This window comes from Sphingomonas sp. PEI4, from assembly GCF_056679955.1.
The window spans coordinates 1639505-1659898 of record NZ_CM155258.1; the positions used below are offsets into that span (position 1 = coordinate 1639505).

Consider the following 20394-nt stretch of genomic DNA (forward strand, 5'->3'; position numbering starts at 1 on the left):
TCAGAGCGCCTTCACGACGACGGGCTGCGGTGCAGCCTTGGTCAGCGTGTTGCGCAAGGGCAGCGTGAACGGTGCGGCCTCGATCTCGAACACGTCGCCTTCGCGCGTCGTCACGCCGTCGGCGAACGACAGGGTCGCGGTGCCGAAGAAATGGACGTGCACGTCGCCCGGACGGCGGAACAGGTCGTATTTGAAATGATGCGCTTCGAGATTGGCGATGCTGTGCGACATGTTCGCCTCGCCCGACAGGAACGGCTTTTCCCACAGCAGCGCGCCATCGCGGTGGATGCGGCTTGCGCCCTCGATATGCTCGGGCGGCGTGCCGACCAGCAGTTCTGGCCCCAGCGACGCCTGGCGCAGCTTCGAATGCGCGAGCCAGAGGTAGTTGTGGCGCTCGGTGACGTGATCGCTGAACTCGTTGGCGAGGCACAGGCCGAGGCGGAACGGCGTGCCGTCTGGACCGATCAGGTAGATCCCGGCCAGCTCGGGCTCCTCGCCGCCATCCTCGGCGAAGTCGGGCATCGCGAACGCTGCGCCGGGCGCAACCAGTCCCGAACCATCGCCCTTGTAGAACCATTCGGGCTGTTGCCCGCGCGTCCCCGCTGCCGGCTTCCCGCCTTCGACGCCTTCGAGGAACATCCGCATCGAATCGGTCTGCTTCTCGGCATCCGCAGCGGCGCGGTGCATCTTGTCGCGGCCCTCGGCGGAGCCAAGATGCGTCAGGCCGGTACCGGTCATGATCAGGTGCGCGGGATCGACATGATCGATCGGCGAGGTCAGGCGACCAGCGGCGAGCTCGGCGGCGATATCGACGCTGTCGCCCGTTCCGCAGGCTGCGACCGCGCCGGCGAGATCGGTCCCGTCAGCGATCGCGCGTTCGGCCAGCGCGCGGACGCTGTCGACGCCGGTCACGAACGCCGCCCCCTCGTTAGTGGCAGCGATCACCGATCGCGTGCCGTCGACACCAACATGCTGCAACAGGCGCAAAGTCATCAGTCTCTCTCCTAGTCGGGACGCCGCTGTTACGGTTCGTCGCCGGATATCTCAGTTTAGTTGGCGGGAACGCCGTCGATCAGCCGCGGCGCGGTCGTGTCGTCACGCAGCACCTCCGGCAGCAGTTCGGGCAACAAATTCTGGTACGACACCGCACGCAGGAAGCGATCAATCGCGAGGCTGCCGACCGAGGTCGAGCGGCCGTCCGAGGTCGCCGGGAACGGACCGCCATGCACCATCGCATGCGCGACCTCGACACCGGTCGGCCAGCCATTGGCGAGGATCCGCCCGGCCTTGCGCTCGAGCAGCGGGATCAGCCGCGACGCCATGTCGGCATCGTCCGCATCCATCTGGATCGTCGCGGTCAGCTGACCCTCGGCGGCGCGCAACACGGCATGAAGCTCGTCCTCGTTCGTGCAGCGCACCAGCAGCGACGACGCACCGAACACTTCATGACCCAGCGCCTTGTCGCTCAGGAACTGTGCGGCGGTCGTCTCGAAGAACGCCGCCTGCCCCTGCGCGACGCCTTCGCCGACCTTGCCGCGGGAAATCTCCTTCACCGCCTCATGGCTCGCGAGCGCGGCAATGCCCTGCTCGTACGCGGCATGGATACCGCCGGTGAGCATCGTCGCAGCGGGTGCGTCGGGCAGCGCGGCAGCGGCGGCGGAGACGAACGCATCGAGCCCCTCGCCTTCGACCGCGAGCACGAGACCGGGGTTGGTGCAGAACTGCCCCGCGCCCATCGTCAGCGACCCGACGAACGCCGTTCCCAGCGCCGCGCCGCGAGCCCTCAGGGCTTCGGGCAGCAGCACGACCGGGTTGATGCTCGACATCTCGGCATAGACCGGAATCGGGACTTCGCGAGTCTGCGCCAGCTTGACGAGCGCCAAGCCGCCAGCGCGCGATCCGGTGAACCCGACCGCGGCGATGCGCGGATCCTGCACCAGCGCGCTGCCGAGATCGTTGCCGGGACCGACCAGATGCGAGAACACACCCTGCGGCAATCCGCAGGCCGCAACCGCAGCGTCGATCGCGCCGGCGACCATCGCACCGGTCGCAGGATGCGCCGGGTGACCCTTGACGACGACCGGGCAACCGGCGGCCAGTGCCGACGCGGTGTCGCCACCGGCGGTCGAGAAGGCGAACGGGAAATTGCTTGCGCCGAATACCGCGACCGGGCCCAGCGGGATCATCCGCAAGCGCAGATCGGGACGTGGCAATGGCGCGCGATCGGGGAGTGCCGGATCGATTCGCAATCCCATCCAGCCGCCGCGACGAACGACGCCCGCAAACAGCTTCAACTGGCCGACCGTGCGACCGCGCTCGCCCTCCAGGCGCGCGCGCGGCAAGCCGCTTTCACGCATCGCGGTGACGATCAGCTCGTCGCCGAGCGCGACGATCTCCGCGCCGATCCGTTCCAGAAAATCGGCCCGCGCGTCGTTGGCGGTCGCGCGATACGCATCAAAGGCGGCGTCGGCGGCGGCGCAGGCGGCCTCGACTTCGGCTGGACCATGAACAGCGATGGGATTACCCACCGCAACACCGGTCGCTGCCTCGACGGATCTGAAGACCGAACCCTCGATCTCGCGTGTCATGCTTGTCTCAGACATTGTATCCACTCCCTATACTCCGACATATAAGCGGCATCAGGCTTTGGCAATCTTTGTCGTTCCTTGATCGCGCAGGGGCTGTTACGCCTCGCATAGGGAGCAAGCGTTATGACGGACATCGATCGCGTTGGGGTCGCCAGCGAAGACGAAACACCGATCGCCCGCGCACCGCGCGGCACTGGCCGGCGCCTCCACGGTGCGGTCGCGCACAAGCTCGGTACGGCGATATTGTCGGGGGAGTATGCCCCTGGCGATACCTTGTCGGGTGAGGTCGAGTTCTCGAAGACGCTCGATGTCTCGCGCAGCGCCTACCGCGAGGCGGTCCAGGTCCTGACCGCCAAGGGGCTGGTCGAGAGCCGTCCGAAGATCGGCACGCGCGTACTCCCCCGCAGCCGGTGGAACCTGCTCGATCCCGACGTGCTCGCCTGGGCGTTTGCCGGCGAGCCCGACATCAGTTTCGTCCGCGGACTGTTCGAATTGCGCGCGATCGTCGAGCCCGCAGCGGCGGCGCTTGCGGCGGAACGGCGCGAACGGACCGACCTGAAGATCATGAAGGACGCGCTGGCGGCGATGCGGCGACATACGCTGGCCACCGAAGCCGGGCGCGCAGCGGACCGTGAGTTCCACGACGCCGTGCTGACCGCGACGCGCAACGACGCGCTGATCGTGCTGAGTGCGAGCATCGGCGCTGCGGTCAACTGGACCACGCAGTTCAAACAGCGGGCCCGCGCCCTGCCCCGCAATCCTATCCCGGATCACGTGCTGGTGTATGACGCGATCGCCGCGGGCGATGCGAACGGTGCCAGCACGGCGATGCGGACGCTGGTCGATCTGGCGCTGGAAGATACGAAACTCGCGATGGCGCGCTGATCGCACGCCATCGCCGGTCTCGGTAAGCGTCTTCAGGAGGCGGTGACGGGATCGGGCAGCGCGTCGGTCACGCGCGAGCCCCAGACCGCGTAGAACAGGATGTAGAGTTCGCACACCGCGGTCAGCAGGAACGAGATCTGCAACCCGTAGGTATCGGCGAGCCAACCCTGGACGATCACCAGCGCACCGCCCGCGATCGCCATGATCAGCAACCCCGATCCTTCCTCGGTCAGTGGTCCGAGGCCGCGGATGCCGAGCGTGAAGATCGTCGGGAACATGATCGAGTGGAACAGCCCGACCGAGATCAGCGCCCACATCGCGACATGGCCGGTGGTGAAGGTCGCGATCAGCATCACGACGAACGCGCCGATGCTCGCCACCGCCAGCACGCGCTCGGCAGGGATCGTCCGCATCACGACGCTGCCGACCAGCCGGCCGACCATCATGCCACCCCACAGGATGAACAGGTAATGCGAGGCCTGTTCGTGCGTCAAATTACCGATCTGCGGCTGGCTGACGAAATTGATGAACAAATTGGCGACGCCGATCTCAGCTATCAGATAAATGAAGATCGCCGGGATGCCGAGTACGAGGTTGCGGTGCGACCAGAGCGACAGCCCCTTGCGGTCCGCCTTGGCCGAGCGCTGCGTCGATGCACCCATTGCCGGCAACGGGAAGCGCGCGATCACGATCGCGAGCACCACCAGCACGCCCGCGACGATCAGATACGGCAACACCACCGACTGTGCGTCGGCGAGCCGCTCGGCCGGCGTCAGCACCGCGGTCGATCCGGCAACCGCGGTGCCTGAGGTCGAGCGGCCGAGGATCAGATACCCACCGAACAACGGCGCGAGCGTGGCGCCGGCGGAGTTGAACGCCTGCACAAGATTGAGTCGCGACGACGCGGTTTCGGATGGACCGACGACCGCGACATACGGGTTGGCCGCGACCTGGAGCAGCGTGATGCCGCTCGCGATCACGAACAGCGCGAACAGCGTGACGCCGTAGGACGGCAGTCGCGCGGCAGGCACCATCATCAGCGCACCGACCGCCATCAGGCCGAGCCCGAACACCATCGCGCGCTGATAGCCTACCCGCTCGATCAGCTTGGCCGACGGGATCGACGCGAAGAAATAGGCAATGAACCAGACGCTCTCGATCAGCGTGGTCTGCGTGTAACTGAGGTCGAACACGCTGCGAAGATGCGGCAGCAGCGTGTTGTTGATGACCGTGATGAAGCCCCACATGAAGAACAGGCTGGCGAGCAGGGTCAATGCGGAGCGGTAACTGGGACTGCCGCCCGGCGGACCCTGTGTCGCTGCGCCCTCTACGGGTCGTTGCATCTGTATCGGCATCGCCATAATCGCTCACCCTCCGTGCCATGTCGGCGACTGGACGACAGTCTTTTCCCGCATGGCTTGCTCAGAAATATATTGTCCGACTATATAGCCTCACAAGGCGCGTCAACGGCGTCGGGCGATTAAGGACGGGAACCGGAATGCGCGCAATCGAGAAAACGGGGATCATCGTAGCGGCCGTGTTAACGGCAGTGTCAGCGCAGGCGGCGGACGCCGCGTCGGCCAAGCGTGAGGCGTTCGGTAAATTGCCCGACGGCACTACGATCGAGGCGGTCACCCTGACCGGCACCAACGGCGTCAGCGCGCGAATCATGACGCTCGGCGCGACGCTCCAGTCGTTCAACGCGCCCGACCGAAACGGCAAGACGGCGGACATCACACTCGGCTACGACGATGCCGCAAGCTATGTCACCGCGCCCAACTTCTGGGGCCAGACGATCGGCCGCTATGCCAACCGTATCGCCGGCGGTCGCTTCACGCTCGACGGCAAGGCGTATCAGTTGCTGCTCAACGACAAGACGAACACGCTGCACGGCGGCACCGTCGGGTTCGACAAGCTGGTGTGGAAGATCGTGTCGGTCGCCGATGGCGCGCAGGCGAAGGTCGTGATGACGCTGACCAGCCCGGCGGGCGATCAAGGCTATCCCGGCACGTTGGTGGCCAAGGTCACCTACGCGCTCGACGACAAGGGCGCGCTGACGATCGATTTTGACGCGACCAGCGATGCGCCGACGATCGTCAACATGACCAACCACGCGCTGTTCGATCTGGCCGGCGAAGGCTCGGCGACCGGAATCTACGGCCAGCGGCTGACGATCCCCGCGGCACGGTATACACCGGTCAACGCCACGCTGATCCCGACCGGCGAGCTGAAGCCGGTCGCGGGCACGGTGTTCGACTTCACCAAGGGTCGCGCGCTGTCCGACGGCATTCGCGACGGACGCGATCCGCAGATCGTCATCGGTCGCGGCTGGGATCACAACTTCGTGCTCGACAAGGGCGTGACGCGCGAGCCGGGCCTGGCAGCAAGGGTCGAGGATCCTGCATCGGGTCGCGTGCTCGAAGTGCTGACGACCGAGCCCGGCGTGCAATTCTATTCGGGCAATTTCCTCGACGGCTCGCTGGTCGGCAAGTCGGGCCATGTATACCGCATGGGCGACGGCCTCGCGCTCGAACCGCAGAAGTTTCCGGACACGCCCAACCAGCCTACGTTCGGCTCGGCACGCGTCGATCCCGGCAAGCCCTATCACCACCGCATGATCTACCGCGTGTCGGTCGCCCGCTGATACCGGGCCTCAGATACCGGCCGACACCGAACTTTAATCCGATCTCCAGAAAGCTCCTCATGACCGACATGCCCAAACTCAGAAGCCGCGCGTGGTTCGACAACCCCGAGAATATCGACATGACCGCGCTCTATCTGGAGCGTTATCTGAACTTCGGGCTGTCCTTGGAGGAACTGCGCTCGGGCAAGCCGATCATCGGCATCGCGCAGACCGGCAGCGACCTGAGCCCCTGCAACCGCCACCACCTCGTGCTGGCCGAACGGCTGCGCGAGGGCATCCGTGAAGCCGGCGGCATCGCGCTCGAATTCCCGGTTCATCCGATCCAGGAAACCGGCAAGCGCCCGACCGCTGGGCTCGATCGCAACCTTGCCTATCTCGCGCTGGTCGAGGTCCTCTATGGCTATCCGCTCGACGGCGTGGTGCTGACGATCGGCTGCGACAAGACGACGCCCGCCTGCCTGATGGCGGCCGCGACTGTGAACATTCCGGCGATCGCGTTGTCGGTGGGGCCAATGCTCAACGGCTGGCACAAGGGCGAGCGCACCGGCTCGGGCACGATCGTGTGGAAGGCGCGCGAACTGCTCGCGACCGGCGCGATCGACGACGAAGGCTTCATCAAGCTCGTCGCGTCGTCGGCGCCGTCGACCGGCTATTGTAACACGATGGGCACCGCGACGACGATGAACAGCCTTGCCGAGGCGCTCGGCATGCAGTTGCCGGGCTCGGCCGCGATCCCCGCGCCGTACCGTGACCGCCAGGAAGTCGCGTACAAGACCGGCAAGCGCATCGTCGACATGGTTTCGGAAGATCTGAAGCCTTCGGACATCCTGACCAAGGAGGCGTTCCACAACGCGATCGTCGTTAATTCGGCGATCGGCGGCTCGACCAACGCACCGATCCACTTGGCGGCGATCGCACGCCACATCGGCGTCGACCTGCCGATCGACGACTGGCAGACGCACGGCCACAAGGTGCCGCTGATGGTCAACCTCCAGCCCGCCGGCGAGTATCTCGGCGAGGATTATTATCACGCGGGCGGCGTGCCAGCGGTGGTCGCCGAGCTGATGAAGCAGGGCCTGATCCACGAAGACGCGATGACCGCCAATGGCAAGTCGATCGGCGACAATTGCCGGACCGCGACGATCGAGGACGAGCGCGTCATCCGCCCGTTCGCGACGCCGTTGCTGGAGGATGCCGGCTTCATCGTGCTGCGCGGCAACCTGTTCGACTCGGCGATCATGAAGACCAGCGTGATCTCGCCGGAGTTCCGTGAGCGCTATCTGTCCAACCCGAATGACCTCGAAGCGTTCGAGGGCCCCGCGGTCGTGTTCGACGGGCCGGAGGATTATCACCACCGGATCGACGATCCTTCGCTCGGCATTACCACTGATACGTTGCTGTTCATGCGCGGCGCAGGGCCGATCGGTTATCCGGGCGCGGCCGAGGTCGTCAACATGCGGCCGCCGGCGTATCTGATCCGCGAAGGCGTCCACGCCCTCCCCTGCATCGGTGACGGTCGCCAGTCGGGCACGTCGGGATCGCCCTCGATCCTCAACGCCTCGCCTGAGGCTGCGGCGATGGGTGGCCTCGCGCTGATCCGCACCGGCGACCGCGTTCGCATCGACCTCGCCAAGGGATCGGCCAACGTGTTGATCTCCGACGAGGAACTGGCCGAACGGCGCCGCGCGCTGACCGAAGCGGGCGGCTATGCCTTCCCGCGCTCGCAGACGCCCTGGCAGGAAATTCAGCGCGCGACCGTCGGCCAGATGGAAACCGGCGCGATCCTCGAAGGCGCTGAAAAGTACCAGCGCATCGCGCAGACCATGGGCCTACCGCGCGACAATCACTGAGTGAGGTTCCGATGTTCCCCGCGGCCATGGCTTGGCCGCGGGAGGCACCCCGAGCCGATCATGTGCCGATCATGTGAGGCGAGCATCCTCTCAAAAGCGTGCGGCGACGGTTAGGCTCCTAGATCGGCGCTCGAAGCAAAGAACCATCGAGCGAAATTCGGTGATCCTTGTAACGACACGTCTCATGATGATCGCGCCAGTTTTCGAGCGACCGTCTGCAAGCTTGGCCGGATACCAAGAAATACCCGGTATGCCCGCTCCAGCCCGGCAAGAACGAACCGGTTTCGCGCAGCAAGACCGAGTGGACGCAGCATCGGTATTGCCCGCCACATTGCCGCGAACGCCGCCGCGCCCGATACCGTCTGCCCGTCCTCACTGGCATGAAACCGCGCAAGCATAGCTGCACGATCAAGCGGACAGACAGTGTCGGGGCTGCTGGCATCGATGAACGAGATCGCTCCGCGACGATCGAGGCGACGCATCAGCGCAATCTCCTGCCGGCACAGGGGACAACTTCCATCATGCCAGACCGTCACGCGTTTCAAGCGCCCGACCCGATCGAGCGCTGGTTCCGTGCCCAGATACGTTCGGCAAGCACCGTCGCGAATCCGATCCAGGCAACGAACGGCACCGCCGTCGCGGCCGCTGTCCGATCGACCTTCGCGGCCGCCAGAACATAACCTGTTCCGGTGACGATCATTGCCCCTGACGCCGCCGCGCTCGAACCGAGCTTGTGTTTGCGAAAGAACAGTTCGGTCCAGCCGCCGACCATGCCGGTGTTGAGTAGCCACAAGCCAACCGCGAGGTTCCGCGGGGTACTGCTCGGGCGGCGCAGCAACCGGTAGCCGCCAACTGCCAAGCCGGTCTCCAGCACCGGCCAGACCGCTCCGAACGCAGCGTCGGGTGGCGTAAAGGCCGGCTTGTCGAGTCGTTTGTACCAGCGGCGGATACCAGGATGAGAGGGATCGGGTGCATTGCGTCGCCCGAGCACCGCGCTTGCCCCGAGTATTGTCGCGACGACCGCAAATGCCGCGACCCGACCTATTCCAGGGCGAAGGTCATCCGTTGCGTCCCTGCCAGCCTGCGTCATTCGAGCTTCCTCATTCCGGACGTTTGTCCGCTTTGCAAAGCGAAGCAACGCACCCGACGTTCCGCCAACGACAGGCAATCGAAGCGTTTCCGAAACATAGGATGCTTTCGATCCGAAAAACGCCGCGTCTCGGTCACCTTCAAGGAACGTTTCACGTCGTCTCCGCGCTCGTGAGTCAGACAACTCGATAGCTAGGCAAGGAGTAGCGGAATGGACGACAATCGCGTTTGGACCTTCGAGGAAAGCCTGTGGACGGGCGATGCCGAACAGTACCGCTCGCTGATCGACGAGGAATGCGTGATGGTGCTGCCGGAGAAGCCTTTCGTGCTGACCGGCGCACAAGCCATCGAAGCGGTAGCCAACACGCCACGGTGGTCGGACGTGACGTTCAGCGAACAGCAGATCATGCGCCCGCAAGAGGGTTTGATCGCGATCGCCTACAAGGCCGAAGCCAGTCGTGACGGGGCGATCGGCTACACCGCGTACTGCACGACCACGATGCGTCGTTTGGACCACGAGGAGTGGCGTGTCGTCCAACATCAGCAGACACCGGCCCCGGTCGCCAGCGCAGCCTAAAACCACGGAAAGGAGCGGCATGCTGCCCCTTTTTGGCCTGTTGCGCGCGGCCGCGCATAATCTGATTTCTCTTGGCCGATGACCACGTCGAGCGGGTCGGTCGGATGCGCTCAAGACGTGAAACGGTGGGTCAGGCCGGCGCTACACCATCGGCATTGACCAGGTCCGGACCGACGAGCGTGCCAACGACGCGGACGCGCTTCTCGACCAGGTCGACCGGTGTCCGATGGAGTTCGAGTTGATATCGCCCGCCCCGATCACGCCGCAGATAGAACGCGCCACCGTCGCGTACCAGCGTACCCGTCTCGTCGATCCTGGTCTCGTTCATCGTCATGCGCGCGCGTTGCTTTCAATGCGGAAATACGGTGGATCATCAGCAGCCTGTCGCGACCGTCGTGCGATGCGCAAGGGTCGCAATCAGGAAACTGCATGCCGCACGCCAGCAACCTCGTCTACTGCGACGGTCCTGAAACCCTGCACGCATTCGTCTGCCGAAGAGACCGTCAACGGGACACCGAGATCGACCTGATGAGCTTTCGGAGCAAACGCACGGCCGGTAGAACATTGGCGCACGGTTTTCGACATTGACGCAGTGCAGCATAAAACCTAACAGCTCGCGCTCTTGATACGCTAAGCCCGACCAGGCGCAGCCTAGCTCAGCGCTGGAGGCGCCGCTCGATGACCATGACTTTCACCGATCTTTCGCTCGCGCCGTTTTTGCTGCAGGCGCTGGCCGAGCAGGGCTATGCGAGCCCTACGCCGATCCAGGCCCAATCGATCCCGATACTGCTGCAGGGCCGTGACGTGCTGGGCATGGCGCAGACCGGTACGGGCAAGACCGCGGCCTTCGCCCTCCCGCTGCTGCACCGCCTTGCCGCGGATCCCCGCCCGGCGCCCAAGGGTGGCGCCCGCGTCCTGGTGCTTGCACCCACGCGCGAACTGGTGTCCCAGATCGCGGCGGGCTTCGAGAATTTCGGCCGTCATCTGCCGCTTCGCGTGACGACGATCTTTGGGGGCGTCAGCCAGTTCCATCAGGTCAAGGCGCTCGATGCTGGCGTCGACATCATCGTCGCGACACCGGGCCGCTTGCTGGATCTGATCGAGCAGAAGCTCTGCGACCTGTCCACGCTCGAAGCGTTGGTACTCGACGAGGCCGACCAGATGCTCGACATGGGCTTTGCCAAGCCGATCGAGTGCATCGTCGCCACGTTGCCTGAGGACCGGCACACGCTGTTGTTTTCGGCAACGATGCCGAAATCCATCGCCGCGTTGGCCGAAAGCCTTCTGCGCGATCCGGCGAAGGTAGAGATCGCCCCGCCGTCGACCACGGTCGACCGGATCGAGCAGTCGGTGATGTTCCTCGACGCGACCGACAAGAAGGCGGCGCTGCTGGCATTGTTGCAGACGCCAAACATGGGCCAGGCCGTCGTCTTCACGCTGCAGAAGAACATCGCCAACGACGTCTGCGCCTTCATCAGCGAGGGCGGTATTACCGCCGAGGCACTGCACGGCAACAAGTCGCAGGGTCAGCGCGAGCGCGCGCTCGACGCTTTCCGCGCCGGGACCGTGCAGGTGCTGGTAGCGACGGATATCGCCGCGCGCGGGATCGACGTCGACACGGTGACGCACGTCTTCAACCACGACCTGCCGAGCCTGCCGGAGAGCTATGTCCACCGGATCGGTCGGACCGGTCGTGCGGGACGTAGCGGCTTTGCGATCACGCTGTGCGATGCCGAACAGCGCGCGTGGCTGCACGACGTGGAACGCGAGATCGGTCGCACCCTGACGGTTCAGGACGATCATCCGTGGCATTGCGAAGTGGCGCGCCACTCGACCCAGCGCGCGCCCGTGCTCGGCGGCGGGCCGGTCAAGCAGGTCAAGCCCGTCAAGGAACGTGAACGCAAGGTCTGGACCGAAGAAGAGAAAATGGCCGCACGCATGGCGGCGAAGGCTGCCTGAGACGATACCGGATCGGGCTGCGGGGGGCACCGTAACCGATCCGCATCTGCGATCATAAGGTCGCGCGACGACGCGCCTGCGATTTTCCGGCCATGCTGACCAGATTTTAAAGCTTTGCCGCGATATTCACGGTTATGTCGGCTTTTCCTGAAACACGCTTGCCTCGTTTTGCCACGCTCGCCTCCCAATGCGGGAGGCCTGCATCGTCGCGGGGCCGCGTCCTGCTTCGCAGCGTAAAGGCGATCGGGTCCGATACCGCCGGCAATGTGCTGACGCTCTGGGCGTTTTTTCTCATCCCGCTGCTGGCGGTAGTGGGGTCTGGCGTCGACATCGGCCGGGCCTATCTCGCCCGCACCCATCTCCAAGAAGCCTGCGATGCCGCGGCGTTGGCAGGGCGGCGTGCGATGACAGCGAGTACGGTCGACGCGGCCGTGAAAGCCGAAGCGCTGAAGTTCTTCAATTTCAACTTTCCGCAGCTCGTGTTCGGCACGACGGCGTTCGTGCCCCAAGTTACGAGTGCCACGGGATCGGCGCAAACCGTCGTCATCACCGCCGCGACCACCATGCCGACGACGATCATGACGCTGTTCGGCTACGCGTCGCTACCGGTCGCGGTTTCCTGCAACGCCAGCCAGGATTTCGTGAACACCGATATCGTCCTGGTCTTGGATACCACGGGATCGATGGAGGACAAGGCCAGTTACTTCGACACGAATACGAAGATCGTCGGCCTGCGTAATGCGGTCTTGGCACTCTACGATCAACTCGCCCCCGTACAGACAAAGCTCGAAGCGTCGGGGCTTCGCCTCAGATACGGGATTGTCCCCTATGCGAGTACGGTCAACGTAGGCGCCGCCTTGATGAGCACCAACCCTAGCTACATGTATCAGGGTAAGTGGGGATATCAATCCCGACAAGTTAAGACATTTGATACTTATTACAAGGGAACCTGTGATAGTTATAAAGGTAATTACAACTCCTATAGAAATACATGTAGCTACTTCTCATACGATGAGATCGAGCGGGACACTACGGATTTTGTGAATGGCAAATCCGTCGACATATCTCCGTTGATCGGCACCGCCGACACGAGCGGATATTATCCTGTTTCGCAGACCAGCAAATTTGTGACCTGGAAAGGTTGCACCGAAGAACGTCAGACAACTCAGATGTCAGCGACTGCGACGGTGATCCCGGCAGGTGCCTATGATCTCGATATCGATTTGATTCCCAATAGTGACGAAACAAAATGGAAACCGTATTTATCTGAAATCGAATACGCTCCCTATGAGGTAGGTATTAATCCGGGCGAGCCGTACAAACCGCAATACGCATGTCCGACAGCGGCCGTACCCATGAAGGCATGGGATCGTGCAGGCATGAACAAGTATCTTAACAGTTTGGATCCGGATGGTGGAACATATCATGACTTCGGCATGATGTGGGGTGCGCGATGGGCATCAGCGAACGGCGTGTTTGGCCCAAACAACCCAGATATCTATAACGGCATGCCCGTGAAGAAATACATCATCTTCATGACCGATGGCTTGTTTGGAACGGGTTACGACAGACTATACAGCGGGTACGGCGTCGAAAGATTAGATGCTCGAATTACGCCCGGCGGCAACTCATCCAGCGCATCGGATCAACTTGCGCGACACAAGACGCGGTTCAGTCTGCTGTGCTCCAAAGCGAAAACGATGGGGTATTCGGTGTGGGTGGTGGGTTTTGCAACTAGCCTCGACCCCAGCCTGACGAATTGCGCCAGCAACTCCAGTCAAGCCTCGACCTCGTCGAATTCGAGTGACCTCATCGACAAGTTCGTCGAGATCGGAAAGAACATCGGCGCGCTGAGGTTGACCCAGTGAAGACGCCCCTACGGTCTATCGTTCGCGCGCTGCGCCGAGATCAGCGCGGCGCGACGTTGGTCGAGTTCGCGATCGTCGCCGGGCCCATGATCGTCATGATGATGGCGCTATTGGACTTCAGCTTCCGGGAATATGTCAGTATCCAGGTGCAGGCGGCCCTGGACCAGGCGGCACGTCAGGTCACGATCGGGACGACTACGACGGTCGCGACGATCAGGGCTTCGGTCACCACCCAGGTACGGACGATCTTGCCCAGCGCCACGGTCGCCGTCGTCGCGTCGAGCTACGACACGTTTTCCAACGTCGGCAAGCCCGAGCCGATCACGACCGACATCGCACCAAAGGGTATCTATAACGCCGGCGACTGCTTTTCGGATTTGAACGGCAACGGAACCTGGGACGCAGATTCCGGACAGAGTGGAACCGGCGGGTCCGACGACATCGTGTATTATACCGCCACCGTCACCTACCCGCAGCTTGTGCCGATGAAGCAGTTGCTCGGATGGTCCTCCACCGAAACCGTAACCAGCACGACGATGATGAAGAACCAGCCCTACGCATCGCAACCCGAGGCTGCGACGATATGCAAATGATCGACACGAAACGGCTGCGACTCCTGGATCGCGTCGCGCGTGACGAACGCGGCATCGCGCTGATCGAATTCGCGATCATCACCCCGGCCATGCTCCTGCTCGGCCTGGGCGGTCTCGAGCTTGCAAATTATGTCAGCGCCAATCTGCGGCTTTCGCAGATCGCGATGACGGTCGCCGACAACGCCGGCCGCGTTCGGACGACGATCGACGAAGCCGACATCAACGAATTGATGACCGGCGCGAAGAAGATGGGGGACTCGATCGGATTTGCCGCAAATGGACGGATCATCCTGTCCGACCTCGAACAGCGAACGACGACGACGGGTACCGGAGGCACCGGTGCGATCACGACGACCAACCCGAAGGGATTCAGACAGTGGATCCGCTGGCAGCGATGTGCCGGCGCGCTTGCGGTGACGTCGACGTACGGGCTTCCGCGCGATAGCAACGGAGCGGCGGTCACCGATATCAGCAGTACCGCGAACGATCACGGGGCCGTCGAAACCCGATCGACCATCGATGGCATGGGCTCTTCGACCAACATGATAGCCGCATCGACCGGTACTGCCGTGATGGTCGCGGAGGTCGTCTACGCCTATCAACCGGTCGTGCCGATCAACTATCTGGGTAAGCTGACCATCCGGCGACTGCAGGCGTTCAACGTTCGCCAGAGAACAGCCTATTCGTTGCGGAACGACGGCGCGCTTTCGGGTAGCGCCCGTTCCGATTGCAGGCTGTTTTCCACCACCGTTCCATCATAACGGCAGTGGCGCATATCCCAGCAACACCGCAGCGGGTTCGACCTGCGGCTCGGCGCCAGCATCAATATTCTGTGTGTTCGAGATTTCAGATCGCCGTCAGGCCGGCGCCGCCATTACCGTCGAGGTTTCGGTCGCGCCGGCCGTTTGAACCAGAAGCTCCAGACGCTAAACGTACCGAGCAGGCCGAGCGTCAGGCCCGACAGCGTCATCAACAGACGATAGCCAAGCCCGCCGACCTTGGCCGCGTGCAGTGGATACAGGATGTTATACGCCGCCACGACGGTCGACAGCGAGGCTGCATCGCGCGCGCCGATCAGACGGCCATCATCGGCCGCGAACCACAGCGTCGTCCGCCCGTTCGGCAGCCATTCCTGCGGCCGCTTCATCCGGATCGTGACGAGCCCACTCCCTTTGCGCGGCAGCGACAGGCTGCGCAGTTCGGCGTCCGGAAAGCGCGTGCGTGCGGCGACGATCATGCCGCGCCAGTCGAGCCGGTCGGCAAGCGCGACCTTCGGCCCCTTCGGTGCCTGCAACGCCGCGTCGATGTCCGCCGGTGCGCCGGGTCCGAGAAACAGCGCGCTGATCGGCCGGAACACCAACGTCGCGCCGGTCAGCAGCGACAGGATCAGCAACGGCGCCGCGACGATCCCGAGATCGCGGTGATGCCGGACGATCGCCGGCCGGCTGAGCCGCTTCGGCCAGGCACGGAACGCGAACGTCTTGCGCGTCCGCCACCACAGGATCGTGCCCGTAATTACGAAGAACAGCCCCGCCATGCCAGCGATACCGATGATCGTCTCGCCGGTGTCGCCCGAAAACAGATGATGGTGCAGATCGAACAGCCACAGTTCGGGCCGCGCCCATTGCGACTGCCACTGGCTGACGATCGTGCCGGCCTGATCGGTATAGGCCCCCGCCCCCTTGCCGAAATCGAGCCGATCGAGCCCGAGATTGGCGTTGGCGAACGTGATGCTCTGCGGGCGCGTTGCGGGGGCGGCCATCAGTCGCTCGGTGGTCGCTGCAAGAATGTGCGTGCTCTGGATCTGCGCATCGCCGGCATGCGGCAGCATGATCAACGCATCGCGGTGCACCAGGATCGCACCGGTCAGCCCTAGCAGCGCGAGGACCAGCCCCAGGAACCCGCCGGTCCAGCGATGCAGCGTATCGAGCAGCGCCATCCTAGAACTTGACGTCCCAGCCGAGCGTGAAGTTGCGGCCGCGCCCGGAGAAGAAATGCGCGTTGTCGGTCGGCCGCACGGTGTCGCTGTAATAATCGATATAGAAATGGTCGAAGATGTTCTGCGCGCTCAGCGTCACGGCGCCGACGGGTAAGGCATACCGTATGCTCGCGTCGGTGACATTGTACCCGCCGAAATCGTTCGCCGCGGGCAGCCCCTCGTATTTGCGCGACAGATAGAATTGTTGCTGCACCCGCGCGGACACCTTGCCGCGCACATAGCTCGCGGCGAGGTTCAGGCGGTCGGGCGAGATGTTCGCACCGTCGAGATCGATATCGACCTCGCCGTCGTCATCCGAGTCGGTGCGCCCAACGAGATGCGCGAACCCGGTCGACAGCGTCAGACCCGGCAGCGGCATCCGCGCCTCCAGGTTGACCTCGATGCCCTGAATCTCGACGCGCTGGCGTTGCGCTTCATACGCGCCGCCCGTGAACACCAGCACCTGCCCGCGCGTGCTGGTCGACCAGAAATAGGTCGCGCTGGCGTTCATCGGGCCGCGCTTTACCTCGACGCCGAGTTCGCGGTTGTTCGACACGATCGGCGCGATGTCGACATAGCTGTCGAGATCGACGCCGTCGCGGTTGATCGCGCGCGAGATGCGGCCGACATCGGGCACGGTAAACCCTTGCGCATAGCTGCCATAGGCGCGGATGCCGGGGATCGGCTCGACGATGACGCCACCGTTGAACAGCGCCTTGCTGAAGCTCGGGCTGCCGCCCGCCACCGCGTGCCGACCGTACGACGCGAGCGTGGTGTAGTCGTCGATGACGATTTTGACATTCTCGTATCGCGCGCCGCCGGCGATGCGGACGACCTTGTCGAACAGCGCGAGGTTGACCTGCCCAAATGGCGCGAGGCTGCGGAAATCGGCGGGTGGCACCCAGACGCGATTGGTGGCGATCAGGCGTTGTTCGGTGCGATCGTACAGCGCGTCGAAGCCGAGCGTCGCGGTCAGCGCCTCGAAACCCGGGACCTCGCGCTCATAACTGAACTTGCCGCCATATTTGCGCGAGCGGTTCTGCGACTGATCGAACAACTGGCCGACCGGGGCGAGCCGCACGTCCTGGAACGTCGCGATCGGCGCGACCTCGCCGCCGAACGTATCGCGCGATCGGTTGAAAAAGACCTGCGTGACGAGGTTGCCGCCCCACAGATCAGGATCGGTGAGCGACAGCGCGATGCTTTCGGTGCGGTTCTCGGCAGGGTCGCCCGGCGGGGTGCCGCGCACCGACGTCGTCGGCAGGTTCGTGCGGAAATTACCGTTGCTGGCGATGTAATTGCCGCCACCCTTGAGCTCGAAGCGATTGGCGATCAGGTCGATCCGGGCGGTGTCGGTGAGCGCATAGCCCGCACGCGCGAACACCGACCAGCTTCGCGAATCCTGCGTCTCGCCCTGTGTCAGGTCGGTGCCCACGCGATTGCCGTGACCGTCGTAGAACGCACCACGTTTGTCGTACGCGCCGCCCGCCATCACGTCGAAGCGCCCCGATTTCCACGCGAGCAGCCCGGCGACCTTGCCGCCATTGCCGTCGCCGTTGAAGCCGGTGTCGGTCGTCCCCTGCACCAGCGCGCGGCCCGACAGGCCTTCGGTGCGCGGCGGCTGCACGGTCACCTGGTTGACGATCCCGCCGGTGCCGCCGATCCCTTGTAGCGCGTTCGATCCGTAGATCAGCTCCACTCGGTCGATGAAGAACGGATCGATCGTGAAGCCGTCGCGCGATCCATCGCGCAGCGGCGTCGATTGCGGAATGCCGTTTATCGCATACAGCGGCGAGCGCCCGCGCAACGTCTCGCCCGCACCCGACAGTTTCTGCCGCGTCGGCGAGAAGGACGGAGTCAGGTTCGACACCGCATCGACCACCGAACCGCCGATCGCGACCTGCTGGTCCAGCGCCGCACGGTCGATCACGTCGATCGTCAGCGGCAGCGCGTTAGGCGGCAGGATGCTGCGCGTCGCACTGACTATGATGTCGCCAGGCTGGTCGTGGGAAGACTGGGAGTCGGAGGACCGGGAGTTGGAGGACTGGGAGTCGGCAGGCTGGTCGACCCCGTCATCGGCCGTGCTCGCAAGTACGGCCTGCGCGTAGGCTGGCGCGGCCGTGCCGACGATTGGCACGACCAGGATACTGAGAAGTCCGAACCGCATGATGTCCCCCGAATGCGGACGCCCCCTACTCGGCTTGCGGCGCTAATGCAAGTCGTTCGCATCTGGCGCAGCGAAGGATGATATGTGCCTTTCTCCAACCCGAGCGCCACTCCATCACTGGCTTCCCTGCACCCCAGCCGACGCCGTATGGAAGGGTTTGAGGAGACAAGCATGGCTTTGGCGAACGGCGACCCGAACACCCCGACGCGGGAAATCCGCGTCGGCCTGATCGGTTACGGATTTTCGGGCAAGACGTTTCATGGGCCCCTGATCGCGTCGGTATCCGGACTGACGCTGTGCGCAGTCGCATCGCGTGATGCCGGCAAGGTGAACGCGGATTTTCCCAACGCTATCGTCTACGACGACCCGGCGGACCTGTTGGCTGCCGACGACATCGATCTGATCGTCATCGCCACCCCCAACGACACGCACGCGCCGCTCGCTCGCGCCGCGATCGAAGCCGGCAAGCATGTCGTGATCGACAAGCCGTTTACGCTCGATCTTGCCGAGGCTCGCGCGCTGGTCGCATTGGCGCGGCAGCGGGGCGTGATCCTGTCGGTCTTCCACAATCGCCGCTGGGACAGCGATTTCCTCAGCGTGCGACGCGCGATCGAGGACGGGCTGATCGGCAAGGTCAGCCATTTCGAATCGCATTTTGATCGATTTCGGTCCGCAGTGCGCGATCGCTGGCGCGAGCATGCGGTTCCGGGAGGCGGGATCTGGTTTGATCTCGGGCCGCATCTGGTCGATCAGGCGGTACAGCTGTTCGGCCTGCCGGACCGGGTCCAGGCGTCACTGGCGAAACAGCGTAGCGGGGCGGTCGCAGACGACTGGGCGCATGTCGTCCTTTCCTACGGCGAACGACGGGTCGTGCTCCACGCCGGCATGCTCGTCGCTGGCGGCACGAACCGGTTCACGGTGCACGGCGACGCCGGCAGCATCGTCAAGCGTTCGATCGATCGCCAGGAAGCGCAACTGCTGGAGGGCATGTTACCCGGTGCGCCAGGCTGGGGCGACGATCCCGACCCGCTGATCTTGCATGACGGTACGGCGGCGCCTCGCGAGATCCCCGCGCTCCCCGGTGATCAGCGCCGATATTATAGCGGGATCGCGGACGCGATACACGGCACGGGACACGGCACGGGCGCTAATCCCGTGCCGCCCGTCGAGGCTCTATGGGTGATGGCGATCGTCGAGGCTGCGGTACAGTCGTCGCTGTCGCAGGTGTCGGTCGTGCTGTCGCTGACGGACGAGGAGCGCCGCGCATGACCCCGATCGAAACAATCGCGCGCCAGGAACGGGAGCTTGTCTTCGATCGGTTCGACGAAGACACCGCCATGGCCCTGGGAAACTGGATCGCCGACCGCGGGCGAGCCATGCGCGCGCCCATCGTGATCGACATCCGCCTCTTCCACCGCCCGCTGTTCTTCGCCGCATTGCCGGGTTCGGTGCCCGACAATGGCGAATGGGCTCGCCGCAAGCGCAACGTCGTCGAGCGCTATCATCGGTCCAGCTACGGCGTCGGTCTGGATATGGCGACGAAGGGATCGTCGCTGCTCGAGCGCTACGGCCTCCCGATGCTCGATTTCGCCGCACATGGCGGCGCGTTCCCGATCACGCTCGCCGCTTGTGGTGTCGTCGGCTGCATCGCCGTGTCGGGCCTGCCGCAGATCGAAGCCCACATGCTCGTCGTTCGCGCCATCTGCGCGATCACCGGAAAGGCCCCTGCGCAGTTCGAGATCGACCTGCAAGCACCAGCGCCTGCGTGACCCACTGCATATTCTACCGGACGCCGACACTGCCGCTGGTGCCGCCGCTGGAACGTCGTTCATGGTCGTGATCGCGCTGCTCATCTGCGCCGCAGCCGCAGGCTTCGGTGCGACTGCCGCAGCACGTCGCCGCGTCTGATAACACGCGCTGACGGGAGGGCGCTGCCAACTCAGATTGGCAGCCCCTTGCGACGTCCGGGTATCTAGCCGGGCGTCGCGATATCGAAGGCTAGAAATATGACGACGACGTCTCAAGACGACCGACAATCGTTGCGCACGGCAATTGTCCGCGCGTTGCACCTCGCCGATTCGCAGAACGAGTCTTTGGCCGCCACCATTCTCGCGGAGGCGCTCGATGCAGCGGACCGCGAAATAGCAGAGTGAAGGAGCGCCGATCAGGGTGTTGGGCGTTACATTGACCGCGAAA

19 protein-coding genes are annotated in these 20394 nt (G+C 64.1%); 11 read left to right on the forward strand and 8 right to left on the reverse strand.

Annotated features, from left to right (window positions below; genetic code table 11):
- Together araD1 and AC1MLZ_RS07460 are read right to left on the reverse strand one after the other, a co-directional pair.
- A complete protein-coding gene (gene araD1, locus AC1MLZ_RS07455; RefSeq protein WP_480961074.1) occupies positions 1-993 on the reverse strand; it encodes an AraD1 family protein in 993 nt (330 codons plus the stop codon).
- 56 nt (positions 994-1049) lie between these two features.
- On the reverse strand, positions 1050-2603 hold the full coding sequence (locus AC1MLZ_RS07460) for an aldehyde dehydrogenase (NADP(+)) (protein WP_480961075.1): 1554 nt from the start codon (positions 2601-2603) through the stop codon (positions 1050-1052).
- Positions 2604-2711: 108 nt separating this feature from the next.
- Between AC1MLZ_RS07460 and AC1MLZ_RS07465 the strand changes: the two genes are divergently transcribed.
- Entirely contained in the window at positions 2712-3473 is a 762-nt protein-coding gene (locus tag AC1MLZ_RS07465) for a FadR/GntR family transcriptional regulator (protein WP_480961076.1), read from the forward strand.
- A 32-nt stretch (positions 3474-3505) separates the two neighbouring features.
- Here AC1MLZ_RS07465 and AC1MLZ_RS07470 read toward each other — a convergent pair whose 3' ends face one another.
- Complete coding sequence (locus AC1MLZ_RS07470; RefSeq protein ID WP_480961491.1) at positions 3506-4816, reverse strand: sugar MFS transporter; 1311 nt, start codon at positions 4814-4816, stop codon at positions 3506-3508.
- 155 nt (positions 4817-4971) lie between these two features.
- On the opposite strand from AC1MLZ_RS07470, the gene AC1MLZ_RS07475 reads away from it, so the two are divergent.
- Both AC1MLZ_RS07475 and AC1MLZ_RS07480 read left to right on the forward strand, forming a co-directional pair.
- Positions 4972-6117 carry an aldose epimerase family protein gene (locus AC1MLZ_RS07475; RefSeq protein ID WP_480961077.1) on the forward strand — a complete coding sequence of 382 codons (1146 nt, stop codon included), beginning with the start codon at positions 4972-4974 and terminating at the stop codon, positions 6115-6117.
- A gap of 59 nt (positions 6118-6176) precedes the next feature.
- Positions 6177-7967: an IlvD/Edd family dehydratase gene (locus tag AC1MLZ_RS07480; RefSeq protein ID WP_480961078.1), complete on the forward strand. Its 1791-nt coding sequence runs from the start codon at positions 6177-6179 to the stop codon at positions 7965-7967.
- Between the two features lie 182 nt (positions 7968-8149).
- On the opposite strand, the gene AC1MLZ_RS07485 is transcribed toward AC1MLZ_RS07480, so the two are convergent.
- Together AC1MLZ_RS07485 and AC1MLZ_RS07490 are read right to left on the reverse strand one after the other, a co-directional pair.
- A complete protein-coding gene (locus AC1MLZ_RS07485) occupies positions 8150-8449 on the reverse strand; it encodes a DCC1-like thiol-disulfide oxidoreductase family protein (protein WP_480961079.1) in 300 nt (99 codons plus the stop codon).
- Positions 8450-8508: 59 nt separating this feature from the next.
- Entirely contained in the window at positions 8509-9057 is a 549-nt protein-coding gene (locus tag AC1MLZ_RS07490) for a TspO/MBR family protein (protein WP_480961080.1), read from the reverse strand.
- 210 nt (positions 9058-9267) lie between these two features.
- On the opposite strand from AC1MLZ_RS07490, the gene AC1MLZ_RS07495 reads away from it, so the two are divergent.
- Positions 9268-9633 (forward strand): DUF4440 domain-containing protein, encoded by a 366-nt coding sequence (locus AC1MLZ_RS07495; RefSeq protein ID WP_480961081.1) that lies wholly within the window; start codon positions 9268-9270, stop codon positions 9631-9633.
- A gap of 130 nt (positions 9634-9763) precedes the next feature.
- On the opposite strand, the gene AC1MLZ_RS07500 is transcribed toward AC1MLZ_RS07495, so the two are convergent.
- Positions 9764-9967 carry a DUF5818 domain-containing protein gene (locus AC1MLZ_RS07500; RefSeq protein WP_480961082.1) on the reverse strand — a complete coding sequence of 68 codons (204 nt, stop codon included), beginning with the start codon at positions 9965-9967 and terminating at the stop codon, positions 9764-9766.
- A 344-nt stretch (positions 9968-10311) separates the two neighbouring features.
- Between AC1MLZ_RS07500 and AC1MLZ_RS07505 the strand changes: the two genes are divergently transcribed.
- The 4 genes from AC1MLZ_RS07505 to AC1MLZ_RS07520 all read left to right on the forward strand — a co-directional run bounded on the left by AC1MLZ_RS07505 (position 10312) and on the right by AC1MLZ_RS07520 (position 14814).
- Positions 10312-11592, forward strand: coding sequence for a DEAD/DEAH box helicase (locus AC1MLZ_RS07505; RefSeq protein WP_480961083.1), 1281 nt, complete (start codon positions 10312-10314; stop codon positions 11590-11592).
- 134 nt (positions 11593-11726) lie between these two features.
- Positions 11727-13460 (forward strand): TadE/TadG family type IV pilus assembly protein, encoded by a 1734-nt coding sequence (locus AC1MLZ_RS07510; protein ID WP_480961084.1) that lies wholly within the window; start codon positions 11727-11729, stop codon positions 13458-13460.
- Positions 13457-14053, forward strand: a complete 597-nt coding sequence (locus AC1MLZ_RS07515) for a TadE/TadG family type IV pilus assembly protein (RefSeq protein WP_480961085.1) — start codon at positions 13457-13459, stop codon at positions 14051-14053. The genes AC1MLZ_RS07510 and AC1MLZ_RS07515 overlap by 4 nt, the downstream gene beginning before the upstream one ends.
- Positions 14050-14814 (forward strand): TadE/TadG family type IV pilus assembly protein, encoded by a 765-nt coding sequence (locus AC1MLZ_RS07520; RefSeq protein ID WP_480961086.1) that lies wholly within the window; start codon positions 14050-14052, stop codon positions 14812-14814. The genes AC1MLZ_RS07515 and AC1MLZ_RS07520 overlap by 4 nt, the downstream gene beginning before the upstream one ends.
- A 113-nt stretch (positions 14815-14927) precedes the next feature.
- On the opposite strand, the gene AC1MLZ_RS07525 is transcribed toward AC1MLZ_RS07520, so the two are convergent.
- Positions 14928-15992, reverse strand: a complete 1065-nt coding sequence (locus AC1MLZ_RS07525) for a PepSY-associated TM helix domain-containing protein (RefSeq protein WP_480961087.1) — start codon at positions 15990-15992, stop codon at positions 14928-14930.
- Between the two features lies 1 nt (position 15993).
- Positions 15994-18198, reverse strand: coding sequence for a TonB-dependent receptor (locus AC1MLZ_RS07530; RefSeq protein ID WP_480961088.1), 2205 nt, complete (start codon positions 18196-18198; stop codon positions 15994-15996).
- A 171-nt stretch (positions 18199-18369) separates the two neighbouring features.
- Here AC1MLZ_RS07530 and AC1MLZ_RS07535 point away from each other — a divergent pair, with 171 nt between their 5' ends.
- The 3 genes from AC1MLZ_RS07535 (at position 18370) to AC1MLZ_RS07545 (ending at position 20351) form a co-directional block, all read left to right on the forward strand.
- Positions 18370-19467, forward strand: a complete 1098-nt coding sequence (locus tag AC1MLZ_RS07535; protein ID WP_480961089.1) for an oxidoreductase — start codon at positions 18370-18372, stop codon at positions 19465-19467.
- Complete coding sequence (locus AC1MLZ_RS07540; protein ID WP_480961090.1) at positions 19464-19967, forward strand: heme-degrading domain-containing protein; 504 nt, start codon at positions 19464-19466, stop codon at positions 19965-19967. The genes AC1MLZ_RS07535 and AC1MLZ_RS07540 overlap by 4 nt, the downstream gene beginning before the upstream one ends.
- A gap of 237 nt (positions 19968-20204) precedes the next feature.
- Entirely contained in the window at positions 20205-20351 is a 147-nt protein-coding gene (locus AC1MLZ_RS07545; RefSeq protein ID WP_480961091.1) for a hypothetical protein, read from the forward strand.
- Positions 20352-20394 lie beyond the last annotated feature (43 nt).

Coding starts and splice junctions, on each gene's coding strand:
- araD1 (WP_480961074.1), bottom strand. CDS start 993: ATGACTTTGCGCCTGTTGCAGCATGTTGGTGTCGACGGCACGCGATCG.
- AC1MLZ_RS07460 (WP_480961075.1), bottom strand. CDS start 2,603: ATGTCTGAGACAAGCATGACACGCGAGATCGAGGGTTCGGTCTTCAGA.
- AC1MLZ_RS07465 (WP_480961076.1), top strand. CDS start 2,712: ATGACGGACATCGATCGCGTTGGGGTCGCCAGCGAAGACGAAACACCG.
- AC1MLZ_RS07470 (WP_480961491.1), bottom strand. CDS start 4,816: ATGCAACGACCCGTAGAGGGCGCAGCGACACAGGGTCCGCCGGGCGGC.
- AC1MLZ_RS07475 (WP_480961077.1), top strand. CDS start 4,972: ATGCGCGCAATCGAGAAAACGGGGATCATCGTAGCGGCCGTGTTAACG.
- AC1MLZ_RS07480 (WP_480961078.1), top strand. CDS start 6,177: ATGACCGACATGCCCAAACTCAGAAGCCGCGCGTGGTTCGACAACCCC.
- AC1MLZ_RS07485 (WP_480961079.1), bottom strand. CDS start 8,449: ATGCGTCGCCTCGATCGTCGCGGAGCGATCTCGTTCATCGATGCCAGC.
- AC1MLZ_RS07490 (WP_480961080.1), bottom strand. CDS start 9,057: ATGACGCAGGCTGGCAGGGACGCAACGGATGACCTTCGCCCTGGAATA.
- AC1MLZ_RS07495 (WP_480961081.1), top strand. CDS start 9,268: ATGGACGACAATCGCGTTTGGACCTTCGAGGAAAGCCTGTGGACGGGC.
- AC1MLZ_RS07500 (WP_480961082.1), bottom strand. CDS start 9,967: ATGACGATGAACGAGACCAGGATCGACGAGACGGGTACGCTGGTACGC.
- AC1MLZ_RS07505 (WP_480961083.1), top strand. CDS start 10,312: ATGACCATGACTTTCACCGATCTTTCGCTCGCGCCGTTTTTGCTGCAG.
- AC1MLZ_RS07510 (WP_480961084.1), top strand. CDS start 11,727: ATGTCGGCTTTTCCTGAAACACGCTTGCCTCGTTTTGCCACGCTCGCC.
- AC1MLZ_RS07520 (WP_480961086.1), top strand. CDS start 14,050: ATGATCGACACGAAACGGCTGCGACTCCTGGATCGCGTCGCGCGTGAC.
- AC1MLZ_RS07525 (WP_480961087.1), bottom strand. CDS start 15,992: ATGGCGCTGCTCGATACGCTGCATCGCTGGACCGGCGGGTTCCTGGGG.
- AC1MLZ_RS07530 (WP_480961088.1), bottom strand. CDS start 18,198: ATGCGGTTCGGACTTCTCAGTATCCTGGTCGTGCCAATCGTCGGCACG.
- AC1MLZ_RS07535 (WP_480961089.1), top strand. CDS start 18,370: ATGGCTTTGGCGAACGGCGACCCGAACACCCCGACGCGGGAAATCCGC.
- AC1MLZ_RS07540 (WP_480961090.1), top strand. CDS start 19,464: ATGACCCCGATCGAAACAATCGCGCGCCAGGAACGGGAGCTTGTCTTC.
- AC1MLZ_RS07545 (WP_480961091.1), top strand. CDS start 20,205: ATGACGACGACGTCTCAAGACGACCGACAATCGTTGCGCACGGCAATT.